Annotated in this window: 14 protein-coding genes and 2 tRNA genes; 10 read left to right on the top strand and 6 right to left on the bottom strand. The window is 68.1% G+C overall.

Annotated features, from left to right (window positions below; genetic code table 11):
• Positions 1 to 41 precede the first annotated feature (41 nt).
• The 5 genes from VK92_RS06155 to VK92_RS06175 all read left to right on the top strand — a co-directional run bounded on the left by VK92_RS06155 (position 42) and on the right by VK92_RS06175 (position 3851).
• Positions 42 to 1610, top strand: coding sequence for a protein adenylyltransferase SelO (locus tag VK92_RS06155; protein WP_048021013.1), 1569 nt, complete (start codon positions 42 to 44; stop codon positions 1608 to 1610).
• Positions 1611 to 1654: 44 nt separating this feature from the next.
• Positions 1655 to 2086 (top strand): peptide-methionine (R)-S-oxide reductase MsrB, encoded by a 432-nt coding sequence (msrB, locus tag VK92_RS06160; RefSeq protein WP_021163396.1) that lies wholly within the window; start codon positions 1655 to 1657, stop codon positions 2084 to 2086.
• A gap of 123 nt (positions 2087 to 2209) precedes the next feature.
• Entirely contained in the window at positions 2210 to 2740 is a 531-nt protein-coding gene (locus VK92_RS06165; RefSeq protein ID WP_011352350.1) for a septation protein A, read from the top strand.
• A gap of 1 nt (position 2741) precedes the next feature.
• The gene (locus tag VK92_RS06170; protein WP_021163397.1) at positions 2742 to 3050 is read left to right on the top strand and encodes a BolA family protein; all 309 of its coding nucleotides are present in this window, start codon (positions 2742 to 2744) and stop codon (positions 3048 to 3050) included.
• An 18-nt stretch (positions 3051 to 3068) separates the two neighbouring features.
• Complete coding sequence (locus tag VK92_RS06175; RefSeq protein WP_048021011.1) at positions 3069 to 3851, top strand: peptidylprolyl isomerase; 783 nt, start codon at positions 3069 to 3071, stop codon at positions 3849 to 3851.
• A 176-nt stretch (positions 3852 to 4027) separates the two neighbouring features.
• Here VK92_RS06175 and VK92_RS06180 read toward each other — a convergent pair whose 3' ends face one another.
• Positions 4028 to 4573 (bottom strand): GNAT family N-acetyltransferase, encoded by a 546-nt coding sequence (locus VK92_RS06180; protein ID WP_048021142.1) that lies wholly within the window; start codon positions 4571 to 4573, stop codon positions 4028 to 4030.
• A 5-nt stretch (positions 4574 to 4578) separates the two neighbouring features.
• Positions 4579 to 8643, bottom strand: a complete 4065-nt coding sequence (gene purL, locus VK92_RS06185; protein WP_048021009.1) for a phosphoribosylformylglycinamidine synthase — start codon at positions 8641 to 8643, stop codon at positions 4579 to 4581.
• 331 nt (positions 8644 to 8974) lie between these two features.
• Between purL and VK92_RS06190 the strand changes: the two genes are divergently transcribed.
• The 3 genes from VK92_RS06190 to pgi all read left to right on the top strand — a co-directional run bounded on the left by VK92_RS06190 (position 8975) and on the right by pgi (position 13618).
• Entirely contained in the window at positions 8975 to 10276 is a 1302-nt protein-coding gene (locus VK92_RS06190; protein WP_048021007.1) for an FAD-dependent oxidoreductase, read from the top strand.
• Between the two features lie 63 nt (positions 10277 to 10339).
• On the top strand, positions 10340 to 11884 hold the full coding sequence (locus VK92_RS06195) for an NAD(P)H-hydrate dehydratase (protein WP_048021005.1): 1545 nt from the start codon (positions 10340 to 10342) through the stop codon (positions 11882 to 11884).
• A 111-nt stretch (positions 11885 to 11995) separates the two neighbouring features.
• The gene (pgi, locus tag VK92_RS06200; protein ID WP_027787161.1) at positions 11996 to 13618 is read left to right on the top strand and encodes a glucose-6-phosphate isomerase; all 1623 of its coding nucleotides are present in this window, start codon (positions 11996 to 11998) and stop codon (positions 13616 to 13618) included.
• Positions 13619 to 13694: 76 nt separating this feature from the next.
• Here the strand turns inward: pgi and VK92_RS06205 are convergent, their stop codons facing one another.
• On the bottom strand, positions 13695 to 14408 hold the full coding sequence (locus VK92_RS06205; protein ID WP_021163968.1) for an ABC transporter ATP-binding protein: 714 nt from the start codon (positions 14406 to 14408) through the stop codon (positions 13695 to 13697).
• Here VK92_RS06205 and VK92_RS06210 point away from each other — a divergent pair.
• Entirely contained in the window at positions 14407 to 15081 is a 675-nt protein-coding gene (locus tag VK92_RS06210; RefSeq protein WP_048021003.1) for an arylesterase, read from the top strand. The genes VK92_RS06205 and VK92_RS06210 overlap by 2 nt on opposite strands.
• 72 nt (positions 15082 to 15153) lie before the next feature.
• On the opposite strand, the gene VK92_RS06215 is transcribed toward VK92_RS06210, so the two are convergent.
• A complete protein-coding gene (locus VK92_RS06215; protein ID WP_048021001.1) occupies positions 15154 to 17088 on the bottom strand; it encodes a SurA N-terminal domain-containing protein in 1935 nt (644 codons plus the stop codon).
• Between the two features lie 602 nt (positions 17089 to 17690).
• Here VK92_RS06215 and VK92_RS06220 point away from each other — a divergent pair.
• Complete coding sequence (locus tag VK92_RS06220) at positions 17691 to 19082, top strand: DUF1254 domain-containing protein (RefSeq protein WP_053076236.1); 1392 nt, start codon at positions 17691 to 17693, stop codon at positions 19080 to 19082.
• Positions 19083 to 19551: 469 nt separating this feature from the next.
• Here VK92_RS06220 and VK92_RS06225 read toward each other — a convergent pair.
• Together VK92_RS06225 and VK92_RS06230 are read right to left on the bottom strand one after the other, a co-directional pair.
• Positions 19552 to 19628, bottom strand: a tRNA-Asp gene (locus VK92_RS06225).
• Positions 19629 to 19651: 23 nt separating this feature from the next.
• A tRNA-Val gene (locus tag VK92_RS06230) sits at positions 19652 to 19727 on the bottom strand.
• Between the last annotated feature and the right edge of the window lie 196 nt (positions 19728 to 19923).

The raw sequence follows: 19923 nt of genomic DNA on the forward strand, positions 1-19923 counted from the left end.
GGCGCCGCCTTACAATATCGGCTTACCCAGAGGCGCTCAACATGTCGTTTTCCCGAAGCGCAGCCGATACGGCTGACACCCTCCCCGACCTCGCCGCCACGCTCGGCGCGCCCGCCGCCGGCGCGTTCGTCGCGCTCGGCGACGCGTTTCATACGCGGTTGCCGGCCGCGCCGCTTGCCGCGCCGTACGTCGTCGGCTTTTCCGGCGAAGTCGCGCACCTGCTCGACCTGCCGCCGTCGCTCGCCGCGCAGCCCGGTTTCGCCGAGCTGTTCGCCGGCAACCCGACACGCGACTGGCCCGCGCACGCGATGCCGTACGCAGCGGTGTATTCCGGCCACCAGTTCGGCGTGTGGGCGGGCCAGCTCGGCGACGGCCGCGCGCTGACGATCGGCGAGCGCACCGGCACCGACGGCCGCCGCTACGAATTGCAGCTGAAAGGCAGCGGCCGCACGCCGTATTCGCGCATGGGCGACGGCCGCGCGGTGCTGCGCTCGTCGATCCGCGAATTCCTGTGCTCGGAAGCGATGCATCACCTCGGCATCCCGACCACGCGCGCCCTGACGGTGATCGGTTCCGACCAGCCGGTGGTGCGCGAGGAAATCGAGACGTCGGCCGTCGTCACGCGCGTGTCGGAGAGCTTCGTGCGCTTCGGCCACTTCGAGCACTTCTTCTCGAACGATCGCCCCGACCTGCTGCGCCAGCTGGCCGATCACGTGATCGACCGCTTCTATCCGGCGTGCCGCGACGCGGACGATCCGTACCTCGCGCTGCTCGAAGCCGCGACGCTGCGCACGGCGGATCTCGTCGCGCAGTGGCAGGCCGTCGGCTTCTGCCACGGCGTGATGAACACCGACAACATGTCGATCCTCGGCGTGACGATCGACTACGGCCCGTTCGGTTTCGTCGATGCGTTCGATGCGAACCACATCTGCAACCACTCGGATACGAACGGCCGTTATGCGTACCGGATGCAGCCGCGCATCGCGCACTGGAACTGCTACTGCCTCGCGCAGGCGCTGCTGCCGCTGATCGGGCTGCAGCACGGCATCGCCGACGACGATGCGCGCGCCGAGCGCGCGGTGGACGACGCGCAGGCCGTGCTCGCGAAATTCCCGGAACGTTTCGGCCCCGCGCTCGAGCGCGCGATGCGCGCAAAGCTCGGCCTCGAGCTCGAACGCGAGAACGATGCCGACCTCGCGAACAAGCTGCTCGAGACGATGCATGCGAGCCACGCGGATTTCACGCTGACGTTCCGCCGGCTCGCACAGGTCTCGAAGCACGACGCGAGCCGCGACGCCCCCGTGCGCGACCTGTTCATCGACCGCGACGCGTTCGATGCGTGGGCGAACCTCTACCGCGCGCGGCTGTCCGAGGAAACACGCGACGACGCGACACGCGCGGCCGCGATGAATCGCGCGAACCCGAAATACGTGTTGCGCAACCATCTGGCCGAAGTCGCGATCCGGCGCGCGAAGGAAAAGGATTTTTCGGAGGTCGAGCGGCTCGCGCAGATCCTGCGCCGGCCGTTCGACGAACAACCGGAGCATGAAGCGTACGCGGCGTTGCCGCCCGACTGGGCCGGGTCGCTCGAAGTGAGCTGCTCGTCCTGAGGCCCGCAACCCGCGCGTATCGACCGACCGATCAGGAGAACCCCATGTCCCACGATTCCGACGACAAGACCTTCCCGTACCAGAAGGACGACGCCGAGCTGCGCCGGCGGCTCACGCCGATGCAGTACGAAGTCACGCAGCACGCGGCAACCGAGCGTGCGTTCACCGGCGAATACACCGACACCGAGGACGCCGGCATCTACAAATGCGTCGTCTGCAGCACGCCGCTGTTCGAATCCGGCTCCAAGTTCCACTCCGGCTGCGGCTGGCCCAGCTACTTCAAGCCGCTCAACGGCGAGGTGATCGACGAGAAGGTCGACTACTCGCACGGGATGGTGCGCGTCGAGGTCCGCTGCAACCACTGCGGCGCGCATCTCGGCCACGTCTTCGAGGACGGCCCGCGCGACAAGACCGGTTTGCGCTACTGCATCAATTCGGCTGCGTTAAACTTCGAGTCCCGACCCGAAAACGAATGAGCGGCGCCGGGCGGATCGGCGGGCTACGCCGCGCCGCCGCCCCGATCCGCTCCGGCGGTGCCTGGCGGGTCCCTACAACGGTGAAAGGCCGCGCAAGCGGCCTTTCACGCAGCTGCGAGCGCCATGAAATTCCTGTTCGATCTGTTTCCGATCATCCTGTTTTTTGCCGCCTTCAAGGTCTGGGGCATCTTTACCGCCACCGCCGTCGCGATCGTCGCGACGCTGGCCCAGGTCGCGTGGGTCGCCTTCCGGCACCGGAAGGTCGACACGATGCTGTGGGTCAGCCTGGGCGTGATCGTCGTTTTCGGTGGTGCCACCCTCGTCCTGCATGACGAGAAATTCATTCAATGGAAACCGACTGTGCTGTACTGGCTGTTTGCGATCGGGCTGCTCGCCGCGCGCTATGCGTTCGGCAACAACCTGATCGAGAAGATGATGGGCAAGCAGCTCACGCTGCCGCACCCCGTGTGGGACAAGCTGAACGTCGCGTGGGCGCTGTTCTTCGCGGTGCTCGGCGTCGCGAACCTGTACGTGGTGCACAACTTCACCGAGTCGCAATGGGTGAACTTCAAGCTGTTCGGCACGACGGGCGCGATGGTCGTATTCATCATCCTGCAGAGCCTGTGGCTCACGAAATACCTGAAGGACGAGTGACATGACGGACGCCTTTCTCCACGCGTCGCCCGACGAACGCATCGCGCTGATCGAAGCGCGCCTCACCGCAGCGCTCGCCCCGCTGTCGCTCACCGTGCGCGACGACAGCGCGCAGCACGCGGGCCACGCCGGCGCGTCCGCCGGCGGCCACTTCACGGTCACGATCGTGTCGGCCGCGTTCGCGGGCAAGCCGCGCGTCGCGCGGCACCGGCTGGTGTATGATGCGCTCGCTGATGCGATGCAGCGCGGCATTCACGCGCTCGCGATCGTGGCTTACACGCCCGAAGAATTCAACGAATCTTCAATCTAGTCTCATTAGGAATTCCCGATGATCCTGAAATCCCCCCGCCTGTGGGTCGCGGCGGCTGCTTTCGCAGCGGCACCGGCATTTGCCCAGAACATCGCCGTCGTCAACGGCACGCCGATTCCGAAGTCGCGCGCGGACGCGATGGTCGCCCAGCTCGTGCAGCAAGGCCAGACCGACAACGCGCAGCTGCAGCAGGCCGTGCGCCAGGAACTCGTGAACCGCGAAATCCTGATGCAGGAAGCAATCCGTGAAGGCATCCCGAACCGTCCGGACGTGAAGGCGCAGGTCGCCGTCGCGCAGCAGACCGTCGTGCTGCGTTCGATGATCGAGAGCTTCCTGAAGAAGAACCAGCCGACCGACGCAGAAGTGAAGGCGCGCTACGACGACCTCGTCAAGGGCGCCGGCGGCAACCGCGAATACCACCTGCACCACATCCTCGTCAGCGACGAGCAGCAGGCGAAGGACCTGATCGCGAAGATCAAGGCCGGCGCGAAGTTCGAGGATCTCGCGAAGCAGTTCTCGAAGGACCCGGGCTCGGGCAAGAACGGCGGCGATCTCGACTGGTCCGACCCGAAGGCGTACGTGCCGGAATTCGCGGCGGCCGCGCAGAAGCTGCAGAAAGGCCAGATGACCGACACGCCGGTGAAGACGCAGTTCGGCTGGCACATCATCCGCGTCGACGACATCCGCGACATCGCGCCGCCGCCGCTCGAGCAGGTGAAGGCGCAGATCGCGCAGCAGCTCGTGCAGCAGAAGCTGCAGGCGTTCGAGGAAGGTCTGCGCCAGCAGGCAAAGATCCAGTAACGCAGGCGCTCGCCGCTCGTGCATCGAAAAGCCGCTCCCTGGAGCGGCTTTTTTGTTGCCCGCAGTGCCCGCAGGCTGGCCTGCCGGCGCATCACGATGTGCGGCGTTCCCACCAAAGAAAAGGCCGCTCCGAAGAGCGGCCTTTGCCGTATGCCTGATCGGCTCGCGCCGCAGACTTATGCGGGATGGAACACGTCGTGATAACGAACGTTGCCTGACGGCCGCGGCGCCGAGTCGTCGAGCGACAGCGCAAGGAAATACTCGGGCGGTACGCCCGGGAACACGATGTCTCCGGAAGGCGCAAAGCCGAAACGCGTGTAGTACGCGGGCTCCCCGAGCAGGACGCAGCCGCGCGCACCGAGGCGGCGCAACGCGTCGAGCCCCGCGCGCACCAGCCCCGTGCCGATGCTCTGCCGCTGGCAGTCGGGCAGCACCGCGAGCGGCGCGAGCCCGTACCAGCCCTGGCTGCCGGGCACCTCGCCGCCGATCGACACCGGCGAGAACGCGACGTGCCCGATCAGCCGGCCGTCGCGTTCCGCGACGAGCGAGACGCTCAACGCACCGTCCGCGCGCAACGTGTCGACGATCCGCCGTTCGAACTGCCCGCCTTCCGGCTCGCCCGCGAACGCGGCGACGATCACGCGGCCGATCGCGTCGGCCTCGCTCGCGCGCTCGTCGCGCAGCGTGACGACCTCGACCGGCGCGTTCGGATCGAACATCATCCCGATCAGCCGATCCAGCGGCGCGCGTTGCGGAACACGCGCATCCACGGGCTCGCTTCGCCCCAGCTTTCCGGGTGCCAGCTCATCGTGACCGTACGATGCACGCGCTCCATGTGCGGCATCAGCACCGAGAAGCGGCCGTCGGCCGTCGTGACCGACGTGATACCGGCCGGCGAGCCGTTCGGGTTGAACGGATAACGCTCGGTTGCTTCGCCGCGGTGGTCGACGAAGCGCATCGCGACCGCGACGCGATCGATATCGCCCTGTTGCGAGAAGTCCGCATAACCTTCGCCGTGCGCGACCGCGACCGGAATCCGCGAGCCTTCCATCCCCGCGAAGAAGATCGACGGCGATTTCTCGACTTCGACGAACGAGAAACGCGCCTCGAACTGCTCGGACTTGTTGCGCGTGAACTTCGGCCAGGCTTCCGCACCCGGGATCATCGACGAGATGCTCGACAGCATCTGGCAGCCGTTGCAGATGCCGAGCGCGAACGTGTCGGGACGCGCGAAGAACGCCGAGAACATGTCGGCGAGATTCGCGTTGAAGCGGATCGTCTTCGCCCAGCCTTCGCCCGCGCCCAGCACGTCGCCGTACGAGAAGCCGCCGCATGCGACCGCACCCGCGAAATCGGCGAGATTCGCGCGACCGGCCAGCAGGTCGCTCATGTGCACGTCGTGCGCATCGAAGCCCGCGCGGTCGAACGCGTAGGCCGTTTCGAGATGCGAGTTCACGCCCTGCTCGCGCAGGATCGCGACACGCGGCCGCGCACCCGTCGCGATGAACGGCGCCGCGATGTCGTCGGCCGGGTCGAAGCTCAGCACCGGCGAGATGCCCGGGTCGGCCACGTCCAGCAGCGCGTCGTATTCGGCATCCGCGCACGCGGGGTTGTCGCGCAGGCGCGCGATGCGCCAGCTCACTTCGCTCCACGCGCGATGGAGTTCGGCGCGCGGTGCGTCGAAAATCTTCTTCGCGTCGCGGTACACCTCGATCACGTCGCGATCGTTGACCGAGCCGATCACGTGCGAGCATGCCGACAGGCCGAATTCGCGCAGCGCGCCCAGCACCGCGTCACGGTCGGTCGCGCGCACCTGCACGACGGCGCCCAGTTCCTCGGAGAACAGCGCGCGCAGCGTGCGATCCTCGCGGCGGCCGCTCGTCTGCTTCGCCCAGTCCTTCGCGTCGCCGTAGTCGGATTCGTGATTCGGGTCGAGCGTCAGCATGTCGACGTTCAGCGACACGCCCGCGTGCCCCGCGAACGCCATTTCGCACACCGTCGCCCACAGGCCGCCATCCGAGCGGTCGTGGTACGCGAGCAGCTTGTCTTGCGCATTGAGCGACTGGATCGCGTTGAAGAAACGCTTCAGGTCTTCCGCATCGTCGACGTCCGGCGTCGTGTCGCCGACCTGCTGCGTGACCTGCGCGAAGATGCTGCCGCCCATCCGGTTCTTGCCGCGGCCGAGATCGATCGCGATCAGCACGCTGTCGCCCGCGTCGGCGATGCGGCGCAGCTGCGGCGTCAGGTGACGGCGCACGTCCTCGACCGGCGCGAACGCGGAGATGATCAGCGACACCGGCGACACCACTTCCTTCGCGACGCCCTGCTCGTCCCACTTCGTCTTCATCGACAGCGAGTCCTTGCCGACCGGGATGCCGATCCCGAGTGCCGGGCACAGCTCCATGCCGATCGCCTTGACCGTGTCGAACAGCGCGGCGTCCTCGCCGGCCGTGCCGCACGCGGCCATCCAGTTCGCCGACAGCTTCAGCTTGTCGAGCGACGCGATCGGCGCGCTCGCGATGTTCGTGATCGCCTCGCCGACCGCCATGCGGCCCGATGCCGGCGCGTCGATCACCGCGAGCGGCGTGCGCTCGGCCATCGTCATCGCCTCGCCCTTGAAACCCGCGTAGTCGAGCGCGGTGACCGCGCAGTCGGCCACCGGCACCTGCCACGGGCCGACCATCTGGTCGCGCACCGACGTGCCGCCGACCGAACGGTCGCCGATCGTGATCAGGAACGACTTGCTGCCGACCGTCGGGTGCTTCAGCACGTCGATCGCGACTTCCGACAGCGCGATGCCCGTCACGTCGACCGGCGCGCGCTCGGTCGTCACGCGCGTGACGTCGCGATGCATGCGCGGCGGCTTGCCGAGCAGCACTTCCATCGGCATGTCGACCGGGTATTCGTCGGCGCCCGTCGCTTCGTCGTCGACGAGCTTCAGCTGGCGTTCGTCGGTCGCGACACCGACCACCGCGAACGGGCAGCGCTCACGCGCGCAGATCGCCTCGAAACGCGGCAGGTCGGCCGGCGCGATCGCCAGCACGTAGCGCTCCTGCGCTTCGTTCGACCAGATTTCGCGCGGCGACAGGCCCGATTCCTCGAGCGCGACCTTGCGCAGTTCGAAGCGCGCGCCCTTGCCCGCGCCGTCGACGATCTCGGGGAACGCGTTCGACAGGCCGCCCGCGCCGACGTCGTGGATGCTCAGGATCGGGTTTTCCGCGCCGAGCTGCCAGCAGCCGTTGATCACTTCCTGCGCGCGCCGCTCGATTTCCGGGTTGCCGCGCTGCACCGAGTCGAAGTCGAGTTCGGCCGTGTTCGCGCCGGTCGCCATCGAGCTCGCGGCGCCGCCGCCCATCCCGATCCGCATGCCGGGGCCGCCGATCTGGATCAGCAGCGAGCCGGCCGGCACGTCGTGCTTGTGCGTATGCTGATCCGCGATGTTGCCGAGGCCGCCCGCGATCATGATCGGCTTGTGATAACCATGCACCTTCCCGCCGACGTTCTGCTCGTACACGCGGAAGTAGCCGCCGAGGTTCGGGCGGCCGAATTCGTTGTTGAACGCGGCGCCGCCGAGCGGGCCGTCGATCATGATCTGCAGCGGCGACGCGATGCGGTCCGGACGGCCGTACGGGCCGTACGCGTCGTTGGGGTTGCGCTCGCCGACCGGCTGCGCGGCGTCGCGCGCGTTTTCCCACGGCTGGCGGGCGTCCGGCAGATCGAGGTTCGACACGGTGAAGCCCGTCAGGCCGGCCTTCGGACGCGCGCCGCGGCCCGTCGCGCCTTCGTCGCGGATCTCGCCGCCCGCGCCGGTCGCCGCACCCGGGAACGGCGAGATCGCCGTCGGGTGGTTGTGCGTCTCGACCTTCATCAGCGTGTGCGTGAGCTCGGTGTGGCGGCCATAGCGCTCGCCCGGCTCGCCGGCCGCGCCCGCGTTGCGCGGGAACCAGCGTTCGGCTTCGGCACCGACCATGATCGACGAGTTGTCCGAATAGGCGACGATCGTGCCCTGCGGGCTCAGCTTCTCGGTGTTGCGGATCATCGCGAACAGCGACATGTCCTGCGCTTCGCCGTCGATCGTCCACTGCGCGTTGAAGATCTTGTGGCGGCAGTGTTCGCTGTTCGCCTGCGCGAACATCATCAGTTCCACGTCGGTCGGGTTGCGTTCGAGCTTGCGGAACGCGTCGACCAGGTAGTCGATCTCGTCGTCGGCGAGCGCGAGGCCCAGCTCGACGTTCGCGCGCTCGAGCGCGCCGCGGCCGATACCCAGCACGTCGACGGTCGACAGCGGCTTGGCCGGCAGTTCGTCGAACAGGTGCTGCGCGTCGTCGCGCGCCGCGACCACGCTTTCGGTCATCCGGTCATGCAGCGCGGCCGCGACGGCCGCGCGCGCGTCGTCCGACAGCGCCTTCTTGCCGCCGAGCAGGCCCGACTTCAGCGTGACCGTGAATTCGACGCCGCGCTCGATGCGGCGCACGTGCGTGAGGCCGCAGTGCCGGGCGATGTCGGTCGCCTTGCTCGCCCACGGCGAAACCGTGCCGAAACGCGGCAGCACGACGAAGGTCTCGGTCGTGCCCTTCTCGGCCGCCGGCTCGAACGGCGCGCCGTAGTGCATCAGCGCGTCGATGCGCGCGCTGTCGTCGGCCGACAGCGGCTCGGCCGCATTGACGAAGTGCAGGAACTGCCCGCGCACCGCGACAATGTTGGCGTCGATTTGCCTGAGCGTGTCGAGCAGACGGGTTTGACGGAAATCGGAGAGGGCCGAAGCGCCGGGAAAACACGAGAAGTGAGCCATGGGCTGGACTGACGTCGATGAGTCGCGCGAGGTGGCGACGTGGGGCGAAAGGAAGGCCGTAATTATACCCGGAAGTCGGTCGCCCAAGACCGGCCGATCGGCAACCCGCATGCACCGCATCGGTGCCGCGATGTCCACCGCGCACGGCCTGCCCGCCGGGCCGCCCCGCGCGGGCGCGGCAGCCGGCGGCCGCGGCCCGGCGGCACGGCCCGTGCCACCCCGGCGCCGGCTCCCGCGATTTTGGCGCTATCATTCCGGGTTCACCGGGCCCGGGCCCTCAGCGAATTCTCACCGGGCAGCGCCTGCGCGCCGCCCGTCATCGAAGCAATCCATGGATGTCATCGTCATCGGCGGCGGAATCAGCGGCGTCGCCACCGCCTACCAGTTGCGCGCGGCCGGCCATCGCGTATGCGTGGTCGAACGCCACGCGACCGTCGCGCAGGGTGCGACCTACGGCGACGGCGGCGCGCTGCTGCCGAGCCCGCTCGACGTCTGGTTCGGCCCGACCTTCATGCGCCAGCGCCAGCCGCGCGACAGCGGCATCGTCTACAAGCCCGGCTTCAACGGCGGCGTACGGCGCTTCGTCAAGCAGCTCGGCAGGCTGCGCGAGCCCGACGCGTTCGCCGCGCAGTACACGCGGCTGCGGCCGCTGATCGACGCGTCGCGCGACGCGCTCGCCGACATCGAGACGCGCCTCGAGCTCGAATTCGAGCAGAAGCCCGGCATCCTGCACGTCGTGCGCGATCCGCGCGACTGGGAAGCGATGCAGCCCGCGCTCGACCTCCTTCGCACGCTCGACCAGCCGTACCGCCTGCTCTCCGCAGACGAATGCGCGGCACTCGAGCCGTCGGTGCCGGCCGAGCCCGGTTTCGCCGGCGGCGTGCTGCTCGAGACCGAGCGCACCGGGAATTGCCCGCTGTTCGCGAAACTGGTCAAGCAGACGCTCGACGAGCACGGCGTGCAGTTCCGCTTCGGCGCGGAAGTCGCCGCGATCCGCGTCGACAACGGCCGCGTCGCGGTCGAGCTCGTCCCGCCCGGCGACCGCCACGCGTCGAACGCCCGCGACGTCGACGTGATTTCCGCCGATGCGATCGTGGTCGCCGCCGGTGCCGGCAGCCTGCCGCTGCTCGACCGGCTCGGCTGGCGCCTGCCGCTGCACCCGGTGCGGGTCCACGCGCTGACCGCGCCGGTCGCCTACGAAGAACATGCGCCGCACCTGAACGTCATCGATTCGATCAAGCGCATCTCGATCACGCGCACCCACCAGCGGCTGCGCGTCGGCGGCGGCGCCGTGCTGCAGAGCCTGCCCGACACCGCGAAGCCGCTCGCCGAGCCGCTGTCGGAGGCCGCGCTCGCGTTGCTCGGCCAGGCCGTCCACGACTGGGTGCCCGGTGCCGCGAGGATCTCGGCCGCGCTGTCCTGGCAAGGTACGCAGCTGCTGTCGCCGGACGGCCTGCCGGTCGTCGGTCCGACCCCGCATCCGCGCGTATTCGTCAATTTCGGGCATGGCCCGGCCGGCTGGGGGCTCGCATGCGGGTCTGCTAAAGTGGTGGCCGACTACCTGGGCGGCGACGTGCAGCACTGGCGCGCCGACACGCTCGCCGCGCTAAGCGCCGGGCGCTTCACGACCTGACCGCCGCGGGCCCGTCCCCGGCGGCCGCCTTGCCAGCCGCCGCGACCCGGCGATGACCCCGCGATGACCGTTACCCTTCCGCTTCCCGATTCCGCCCCGATCGCGCTGCTGCGCGTCGCCGACCTGCGCACGGCCGAAGCCGACGCAGCCGCAGCGCTGCCGCCGCATACGCTGATGGGTCGCGCAGGCGCCGCCGCCGCGCGCTGGCTGTCCGAACGCGCGGCCGGCGACGACCGCCCCGTCTGGTTCGCGGTCGGCCCGGGCAACAACGGCGGCGACGCGCTCGTAGCCGCCGCGCACCTCCAGCAGCTCGGCGTCGCGACCCAGGCGTGGATGCCGGTGCCGGTAAAGCCCGACGACGCGCAATGGGCACTCGGCCTCGCGCGCGCCGCCGGCGTGCCGCTGTCGGCCACGCCACCTGCTTCGCTGGATGGCTATGCGTGGGTGGTCGACGGACTCTTCGGCATCGGTCTCGGCCGCGCGCTCGACGGCGCGTTCGCCGAGCAGGCCGCGCGCATCGCCGCGCATGCGCGCAGCGGCGGCCGCGTGCTTGCACTGGATGTGCCGAGCGGCCTCGACAGCGATACGGGCCAGATCGTCGGCGCGGGCGTCGCCGTCGCCGCCACCCACACGCTCACTTTCATCGGCGCGAAGCCGGGCCTCTACACCGGCGAAGGCCGGGATCTCGCCGGCGCGATCGACGTCGAATCGCTCGACGTCGCGCCACCGGCCGCGCCGGCCATCGTACTGAATGCGCCCGCGCTATTCGCCGCCGCCCTGCCCGCGCGCGCATTCGCGTCCCACAAGGGCACATACGGCAGCCTCGCGGTACTCGGCGGCGACACCGGCATGTGCGGCGCGCCGATCCTGGCCGCGCGCGCCGCGCTGTTCGCCGGCGCCGGCAAGGTGCATGTCGGCTTCCTCGGCACCGGCGCGCCGCCGTACGATCCGCCGTTCCCCGAACTGATGCTGCACGCGGCCGACACCCTCGACCCCGGCGCGATGACCGCCATCGCCGCAGGCTGCGGGCTGGGCACGCGCGAGGCCGCGGCGACGCTCGTGCGCGACACGCTTGCCCACGACGCCGCAACGCTGCTCGACGCCGACGCGCTGAACCTCGTCGCGACGCACGCGGATCTCGCGGCAGCCGTCGCGACGCGCGGTGCGCGCGGTTATCCGTGCGTGCTGACGCCGCATCCGCTCGAGGCCGCGCGGCTGCTCGGCTGCGACACGGCTGCGATTCAGCGCGACCGCCTCGCGGCCGCGCAGGCGCTCGCGTCACGTTATGCGGCCATCGTCGTGCTGAAAGGCTCGGGCACGGTGATTGCGGCGCCCGACGGCCGCATGACGATCAACCCGACCGGCAACGCGGCGCTTGCCACGGGCGGCACCGGCGACGTGCTCGGCGGCCTGATCGGCGCGCTGCTCGCGCAACGCGTCGCGCCGTACGAAGCGGCGCTGGCAGGCGTCTACCTGCACGGCCTCGCGGCCGACACGCTGACCGCGAACGGAACCGGCCCGGCCGGACTCACGGCAGGCGAACTCGCGCCGATGGTGCGCACGCTGGTCAATCGCCTTTTTTATGCGTCGCCGCGCGCCGGCACATAACGCCGCTATACTGACTGCCCCGCCGCACGGCGGGCCCTCTCGTCCGCCGGCCTTCCGATCCCGATGAGCCGGCGCGGCATTCCTCCCGATTCACGCTTCACTCGAACCGCCATGACGCTGAATTCGCTCCCCGCCTGGACTGCCCTTCAATCCCACTTCGAACAGATCCGTCACGCCCGGCTGCGCGACTGGTTCGCGCCGGAACATGACCACGCGCCGACCCGCGCCGAACGCTTCACGATTCCGGGCGGCGGTCTCGCGGCCGATTTCTCGAAGAACCGCATCAACGACGAAACGCTGCGCCTGCTCGTCCAGCTCGCGCGCGACGCGGGTGTCGAGGCGCGCCGCGACGCGATGTTCGCGGGCGAAATCGTGAACCCGACCGAAGGCCGTGCCGCCCTGCACACCGCGCTGCGCGCGACCGATCCGCAAGCGCCGTTCCACGCGCAGGTGAGCGCCGAGCGCGCGAAGATGGCGACGTTCGCTCGCGCCGTGCGCAGCGGCACCTGGACCGGCTACACCGGCAAACGCATCCGCCACGTGATCAACATCGGCATCGGCGGCTCCGATCTCGGGCCGAAGATGGTCGTACACGCGCTGCACCACGTCGCGACGCCCGAAATTGCCACGCACTTCGTGTCGAACGTCGACGGCGCCGATCTCGCACGCGTGCTCGAACAGGTCGATCCCGAGGAAACGCTCGCGATCATCGTGTCGAAGACCTTCACGACGCTCGAGACGATGACGAACGCACGCTCGCTGCGCGACTGGTTCGTCGCGCGCGGCTGCCCCGAGGACGCGCTCGCAAAGCACTTCGTCGGCGTGTCGGCGAACCCGGCCGAAGTCGTGAAGTTCGGCATCGCCGCGGACAACGTGTTCGAAATGTGGGACTGGGTCGGCGGCCGTTATTCGCTGTGGTCGGCGGTCGGGCTGTCGATCATGATCGCGATCGGCCCCGAGCAGTTCGATGAGCTGCTGGCCGGCGCGAACGACATGGACCGTCATTTCCGCGAGGCGCCGCTCGAGCGCAACCTGCCCGTGCTGCTGGGCCTGATCGGCATCTGGTACCGGAATTTCTTCGGTTCGCAGAGCTATCTCGTCGCGCCGTATTCGGAAGCGCTGCACTACCTGCCGTCGTACCTGCAGCAGCTCGAAATGGAAAGCAACGGCAAATCCGCGCGCCTGGACGGCACCTTCGTCGACTACCCGACGTCGGCCGTCACGTGGGGCGAGCCGGGCACCAACGGCCAGCATGCGTTCTTCCAGATGCTGCACCAGGGGCCGACGATCGTGCCGATCGACTTCATCGCGGTGCTGACGCCCGAGCATCCGCTCGCGAGCCACCACCCGAAGCTGCTCGCGAACTGCTTCGCGCAGAGCGAGGCGCTGATGCTCGGCCGCACGCTCGAGGAAGCGCGCAAGGTCGCGGGGCCGGGCAAGGAGGCGCTCGCGCCGCACCTGACGTTCCCGGGCAACCGCCCGACGACGACGCTGCTCGTCGATGCGCTGACGCCGCGCACGCTCGGCGCGCTGATCGCGCTGTACGAACACAAGGTGCTCGTGCAGGCAACGGTGTGGGACATCAACCCGTTCGACCAGTGGGGCGTCGAGCTCGGCAAGATACTCGGCAAGGTGGTGGAAGCCGACCTGTCGGCCGAGTCGGTCGATCCGGCGAAGCACGACTCGTCGACCACCGCGCTGATCGAGCGCGCCCGCGCGGCGTTGAAACGCTGAGGCGCTGAGGCACTGACGCAGCGGCGTCGTGCCCATGCCGGCCGCTCGGCGCACGCCGCGCGGCCGCCAAAAGCACTCAACCGTTGCGCTGCGCCGCGCGCGGCTCGACGATACGCCCGGCATCGAGCGTCACCGTCGTCGCGCAGCGGCGTGCCAGTTCGGCATCGTGCGTGACGAGCACGAGCGTTGCACCGTTCGTGCGGTTCAGTTCGAACATCAGGTCGATGACCGCATGGCCCGTGGCCGCATCGAGGCTGCCGGTCGGCTCGTCGGCGAAGAGGATCGCCGGGCGCGTGACGAATGCGCGCGCAAGTGCGACGCGCTGCTGCTCGCCGCCGGACAACAGCTTCGGATAATGCGCGGTGCGTTCGCCGAGGCCGACCTGCACGAGCAGCGCCCGGGCGCGATCGGCGGCATCGCGCGCACTGATGCCGCCCTGCAGTTCGAGCGGCAGCATCACGTTCTCGAGCGCCGTCAGGTGCGGCATCAACTGGAACGACTGGAATACGAACCCGACTGCGCCGTTGCGCAGCGCCGCGCGCGCGTCCTCGTCGAGCTGGTCGAGCGCGCGACCGAGCAGGCGAACCGTGCCGCTCGTCGCGCTGTCCAACCCCGCAAGCAGGCCGAGCAGCGTCGATTTACCCGACCCCGACGCGCCGACGATCGCGAGACTGCTGCCCGGCCGCACGGCGAGCGTGATGCCGTCGAGGATCGTCAGCTCGCCGGTTGCGTCGGCGACCCGCTTGCACACGTCATGGACTTCGATGATCGGATCGGTAATCTTGAACATGGACACGACATTTCGCTGGAAAAGACGCGCGGCGCTCGCCGCGCTGCTGGGTACGCTGCTGGCCGCCGCCGCGCCCGCACGCGCCGCGACGACGCCGGCCGCGACATCGGGCCAGCCCGTGATCGTCGTGCTCGGCGACAGCCTGTCCGCCGAATACGGGCTGCCGCGCGACACCGGCTGGGTGGCATTGCTGCGGCAACGGCTCACGACCGAGCGAATCGATTATAGCGTCGCGAACGCCAGCGTCAGCGGCGACACCACCAGCGGCGGCCGCGCGCGGCTGCCTGCGGTGCTGCAGCGGCTCAAGCCGTCGATCGTCGTCGTCGAGCTCGGCTCGAACGATGCGCTGCGCGGCGTGCCGCTCGCGACGACCGAACAGAACCTGCGCGACATCATCGCCGGGGCGCGGCAAGCGCGGGCCAGGGTCGTGCTGGTCGGCATGTACGTGCCGCCCAACTACGGCCCGGACTACACGCAGAAGTTCCACGCCGTCTATACGCGGCTGTCGAAGGATCTCGGCGTGCCGCTCGTGCCGTTCCTGCTGGCCGGCATCGAGAACAAGCCCGAGATGTTCCAGGCCGACCAGATGCATCCGACGCAGCAGGCCCAGGGCATTCTGCTCGACAACGTCTGGCCGGCGCTGAAACCGCTGCTCGGCAAGCCGCGCGGCTGACGCCGCCTCGCCCCGCCGAAAAACAAAAAGCCCCGCGTGACGCGGGGCTTTTTGTTGCGGGCGAAACGATGCTCAGTTGTCGCCGTCCGGCGACTGGCTGGCCGTCGAGCCGTACAGCTTCACCTTCGAGCGATCGCGCAGCGCGGCGAGATACGCTTCGCCTTCGCTCTGCGCGTCGACCTGCGCCATCTGCTGCTGCGCGGCCGCCAGTTGCTGCGGATCGACCGCCGAACCCGGGATCACCGCGTTCACGCGATAGATCGCATAGCCGTCGGCGCCGAGATCGACACCGACGTAGGCCGGCAGCGTCTTCGCGTCGACCTTGTAGACGGCGCTCAGCGCAGCCGGCGTCAGGCCCTGCGACTGCGTACGCGATACCTTCTGCGCGGCCGCGAACCCGTCGGTCGACTTCGACTTCTGCAGTTCGGCCAGCTTCGCCGCGCCGTCCTTCTTCGCGAGTTCGGCAGCCTGCTCGGAGACCACCTTCTGGCGCACGACATCCTTGATCGCGTCGAGCGCGGGCACGGCAGCCGGTTTGTAGTCGGTCACACGCGCCGAGATCAGCGTGTTGTTGCCGACGTCGATCGCCTGCGTGTTGTTCTGGTTCTTCACCGAGTCGTTGGCGAACACGGCGGCCAGGAACTTCGGATTGTTCAGCGGGCTCGTCGGCGGCAACTGCGGATTCGGCGTCGGCGTGACGGTAGCCGTCTGGATCGTCAGCTTGTACTTGTCCGCGGCCGGCTGCAGCGTCTTCGCCTTTTCGTAGACGGTGGACGTGAAGCCTTCCGCGTTGTCCGTGAACGCCTTCGATGCGTACTGCTGCTTCAGGTCGGCTGCGATCTGGTCCTTCACTTCCGCGAACGGCTTGACGGCCGCCGGCTTCACTTCCGTTGCCTTCAGGATGTGGAAGCCCAGATCCGACTGCACGACACCGCTCACATCACCTTGCTTGAGCGCGAACGCGGCATCGTCGAACGCCTTGCCGCCCGCCGTCGAGCCGCGCGTGATGAAGCCGAGGTCGCCGCCCTTCGCGGCCGACGGTGCATCCTGCGAGTCCTTCTGCGCGATCTGCGCGAACTGGTCCGGGTGCGCCTTCACGTCGGCGAGCAGTTGCTCGGCCTTCGTCTTCGCTGCAGTCTTGTCGGCCGCGCTTGCGCTGCCCGGTGCGGCGATGAAGATGTGGCTCACGCGCACCTGCGCTTCGGTGCGGAAGTGCGTCGGGTTGTCGTCGTAGAACTTCTTGATGTCCGCGTCGGTCGGCTGCGCGCTCGCGGCCGCTGCCGCCGGCGAATAGACGAGGTACTGGATCGTCGCGGTCTCGGGCGTCGCGAAGCTCTGCTTGTGCGCGTCGTAGTACGCGGTGAGCTGTGCGTCGGTCGGCTGGACCTTCGCGGCGAAGTCGCTCGTCTTCAGCACGAGCGCCTGCACTTCGCGCTGCTGCGCGGCGAGTTCGGACAGGCGTTGCGCGAGGCTCTTCGGCGTGAACGCGCTCGACACGATGCTGGCCGGAATCTGCTGCAGCGCGAGGCTGTAGCGCACGCGCTCCTGGTACTGCTCGGGCGTCATCCCCTGGAACGACAGCAGCTGCGCATAGCGCTCGACGTCGATCGACCCGTCGGGCTTCTTCAGCGACGCGATCATCGGGTCGCTCATCAGTGCATCGCGCACGGCGTTGTCCGATGCGGTCAAGTGCAGACGTTGGGTCTCGTCGGCCAGCACGCGTTGCTGGATCAGGCCGTCGAGCACCTGCTTGCGATGCTCGGGCGTATCGAACATCTTGATGTCGAACTGCCCGCCGAGTGCCTGGCGCGCCTGGTCGATCTGCTGGCGGAACGCGCCGTCGAATTCGACCCGCGTGATCTTGTGCCCGTTGACTGCCGCGACGTTCGCACTATCGTCGAAGAAGCCGCGGAAGCCTTGGATCCCGACGAAACCCAGCCCCGGCAACACGATCAGGAGCAGGAGCGCCATCATCAGGCGCTGGTGATTACGGAAGAAATCGAGCATGCGTGACGGGAAAATTGGACAAAACGACCGATATTACAACATACGGGATGGGTCGGGAGAAAAGCGGCGGCGCCCGCGGCGATCACCACCGGAAGTACAGGCAAAAATGCCCGTCTTTCAGAGCCGGGGATACGCCGTCACCCGCCTCTCCTCGTGAAGTTCAGAAAGCAGTTCGCCCAATGATCGACTCCATCGCAGCCGCCCAGGCTCGCGGCAGCACACGATCATTCGTTCGCCGAGCGGCTTGCCCGATGCGGGACTGTCTCCATCCGCGCCGACGACCGCAAGGCACCGCCGGGGCAGCGAATCGAGCCAACGGGAGGTGCTCGACACGGGAGCACGCGGTACAAGCCTGGCCTGTACGTCCCGGCATAGGCCGCGAGAAACGCGACGGCCGGAAAGACGACAGGGATCAACCGCACGATGCCGATCGGTCTCCACCGCCCTAACGAGTCGTCGGACTTTGCTTATCGAAAATGGATCGTTCGTGCCGCATCGCAAGCCGGATACGCTTTTCGCGCCGTGCAATCCGTGCCACGCTCGTCGACGGAACGATGAACGGGTGCGGCCCATTCGACCATACAACCCTACCGCACCACTCGATGAGTTTTCTTCACCACGCGCGCCTCGTCGCATTCGCTGCCTCTGTCGGCCTTCTGGCGGGCTGCAATGGGGAAAGTGTCGATAGCTCGGGCGTTTCGCCCGTCGCGACGGAAAATGCCGCAAACAGTGCCACGCTGTTCACGATTGCGCTGTACCAGTTCTACGCAACCCGACAGAGCTACATCGCCCAGGGCCTTGCGCCGAATACGTTTCTGCACAATCGCCAGCTGTCCGATGCTTCGTCCACCTCGGTGACGAAACCCAATCACGACACGCTGTATTCCATCGCCATGCTTCAACTGGACGCGGGCCCGATTCAGATCGACACGCCCGCCAGCGGCACCCGCTACTTCTCCCTCGCGCTGATGGACGCCTATACGAACAACTTCGCGATTCGCGGCACGAGCGCCGACAACGGTGTCGCGAAGGTCTTCTGGGTCGTCGGGCCGAACTGGCAGGGAAGCGCTCCGGCAGGCGTCACCGTGCTCCGCTCGTCGACCAACGCGGTGTGGGCGTTGGCGCGGACTTACGTGAGCGATGCGAACGATTATCCCGCCGCGTGGGCCGTTCAGAATCAACTGGTCGTGTCGCGCCCCGCTGGAACCGGTGTCGCTGCGTGGGACAGCGTGGACACGCAAAAGCCTCCCGGTTATGCCAACTGGCCGTCGTATTTTCAGTACGTGAACCGGCTCTTGAAAAAGAGTCCGCCGACGCCGCAGGACACGGCCGAGGCGACGAACGCGCTCGACGTGATAGGCATAGGCCCTGCGCAGACCTTCAACGCGTCGTCCGCCGACGTCGCATCGATCGACGCGGGCGCGGCCCGGGCGCTGGCGAGCCTGACGGGCGGCGGAACGCAGCAGGCCGCCGCCCAGGCAAGTACCGGCTCGAACGGCTGGACAGGCGGCCCGGCCAACGTCGGCAACTACGGAACCCAGTACACGCTACGGGCGCGCGTTGCGCTGAACGGCCTCGGTGCGCTGCCCGGCAGCGAAGCGATCTACTACACCAGTACGGGAGCGGCGAACACGTCGGGGGCGAATTACGACGGTAACGGCGTCTATCAGATGACGTTCCCGGCGGGACAGCTTCCTCCGGCGCGCGCCTTCTGGTCGTTGACGCTGTACGCCGGCACGAACCAGGCGCAGGCTTTCTTTTATCCGAATCCCGATGGAATCTATGCGCTGTCCTATCCGGCGTCGAACTTTCAGTTCGCGAGCGACGGCTCGCTCGTGCTCACCATCAGCCATGTGCGACCCGCGGGTGTACCCGCCAGCAACTGGCTGCCGGCCCCTGCCGGCGCGTTCAATCTGACGCTGCGCACCTACTTGCCGGACGCCCCGCTCCTGAACGCAACCTACAAGTTGCCGCCGGTAATACGCGTTCAGTAATACCGCTCCGCGCGAGCCGGAAAAACCGGCGCCTCCGCGGCGAGAAAGCATGAAAAACCCGCGACCGCGTTCGAGCCGTCGCGGGTTTTCCGTTCCGACGGCTGCGCACTCCGGGGCATTTCCTGTCGGATTGTCTGCTGCCATGCCGCTCGCCCGGCATCGTAAGGTCAAGCCCCGCCGGAAGCCGCGCAGGCGGCTTCCTCCGCTCCGCGGTCACGCGCCCGCCAGCGGGCGCAATCGACGATACAAATGAAAAAGCCCGCACAAGGCGGGCTTTTTCATTTTCTGGCGGAGCGGACGGGACTCGCCTACATCCTGCAGGCCGCGGATGCGCGTGCACGCGCATCCCTTCGAGCCCCGCCGGAAGCCGCGCAGGCGGCTTCCTCCGCTCCGCGGCCACGCGCCCGCCAGCGGGCGCAATCGACGACACAAATGAAAAAGCCCGCACAAGGCGGGCTTCTTCATTTTTTGGCGGAGCGGACGGGACTCGAACCCGCGACCCCCGGCGTGACAGGCCGGTATTCTAACCGACTGAACTACCGCTCCTTGGTCTGGCTGAATCAGGAAACTGGTGGGTGCTGAGGGGTTCGAACCCCCGACCTACGCCTTGTAAGGGCGCCGCTCTACCAGCTGAGCTAAGCACCCGTTTCCGATTCGTTCTGGCTGCGATCTGCGTTTCGGCATCAACAACCAGCGAGCCCGCAAGTTTAATTCATCCCCGATCATTTTGCAAAGCTCCGGCGCGAATATTTTTCACGCTCGCGCATACGATTCCGGGACGCATGAAAAAACCCGCGGCCAGGCCGCGGGTTTCGTGAACAACCGTCAGAACGAACGGCGC

The sequence above is a fragment of the Burkholderia sp. LK4 genome, from assembly GCF_001043615.1.
GTDB classification, from domain to species: domain Bacteria; phylum Pseudomonadota; class Gammaproteobacteria; order Burkholderiales; family Burkholderiaceae; genus Burkholderia; species Burkholderia cepacia.

Excerpts from the sequence above, each read along its gene's own strand:
- VK92_RS06170 (WP_021163397.1), top strand. The coding sequence starts at position 2,742 with ATGACGGACGCCTTTCTCCACGCGTCGCCCGACGAACGCATCGCGCTG.
- purL (WP_048021009.1), bottom strand. The coding sequence starts at position 8,643 with ATGGCTCACTTCTCGTGTTTTCCCGGCGCTTCGGCCCTCTCCGATTTC.
- VK92_RS06195 (WP_048021005.1), top strand. The coding sequence starts at position 10,340 with ATGACCGTTACCCTTCCGCTTCCCGATTCCGCCCCGATCGCGCTGCTG.
- VK92_RS06180 (WP_048021142.1), bottom strand. The coding sequence starts at position 4,573 with ATGATGTTCGATCCGAACGCGCCGGTCGAGGTCGTCACGCTGCGCGAC.
- VK92_RS06220 (WP_053076236.1), top strand. The coding sequence starts at position 17,691 with ATGAGTTTTCTTCACCACGCGCGCCTCGTCGCATTCGCTGCCTCTGTC.
- VK92_RS06215 (WP_048021001.1), bottom strand. The coding sequence starts at position 17,088 with ATGCTCGATTTCTTCCGTAATCACCAGCGCCTGATGATGGCGCTCCTG.
- pgi (WP_027787161.1), top strand. The coding sequence starts at position 11,996 with ATGACGCTGAATTCGCTCCCCGCCTGGACTGCCCTTCAATCCCACTTC.
- msrB (WP_021163396.1), top strand. The coding sequence starts at position 1,655 with ATGTCCCACGATTCCGACGACAAGACCTTCCCGTACCAGAAGGACGAC.
- VK92_RS06190 (WP_048021007.1), top strand. The coding sequence starts at position 8,975 with ATGGATGTCATCGTCATCGGCGGCGGAATCAGCGGCGTCGCCACCGCC.
- VK92_RS06205 (WP_021163968.1), bottom strand. The coding sequence starts at position 14,408 with ATGTTCAAGATTACCGATCCGATCATCGAAGTCCATGACGTGTGCAAG.
- VK92_RS06155 (WP_048021013.1), top strand. The coding sequence starts at position 42 with ATGTCGTTTTCCCGAAGCGCAGCCGATACGGCTGACACCCTCCCCGAC.
- VK92_RS06175 (WP_048021011.1), top strand. The coding sequence starts at position 3,069 with ATGATCCTGAAATCCCCCCGCCTGTGGGTCGCGGCGGCTGCTTTCGCA.
- VK92_RS06210 (WP_048021003.1), top strand. The coding sequence starts at position 14,407 with ATGGACACGACATTTCGCTGGAAAAGACGCGCGGCGCTCGCCGCGCTG.
- VK92_RS06165 (WP_011352350.1), top strand. The coding sequence starts at position 2,210 with ATGAAATTCCTGTTCGATCTGTTTCCGATCATCCTGTTTTTTGCCGCC.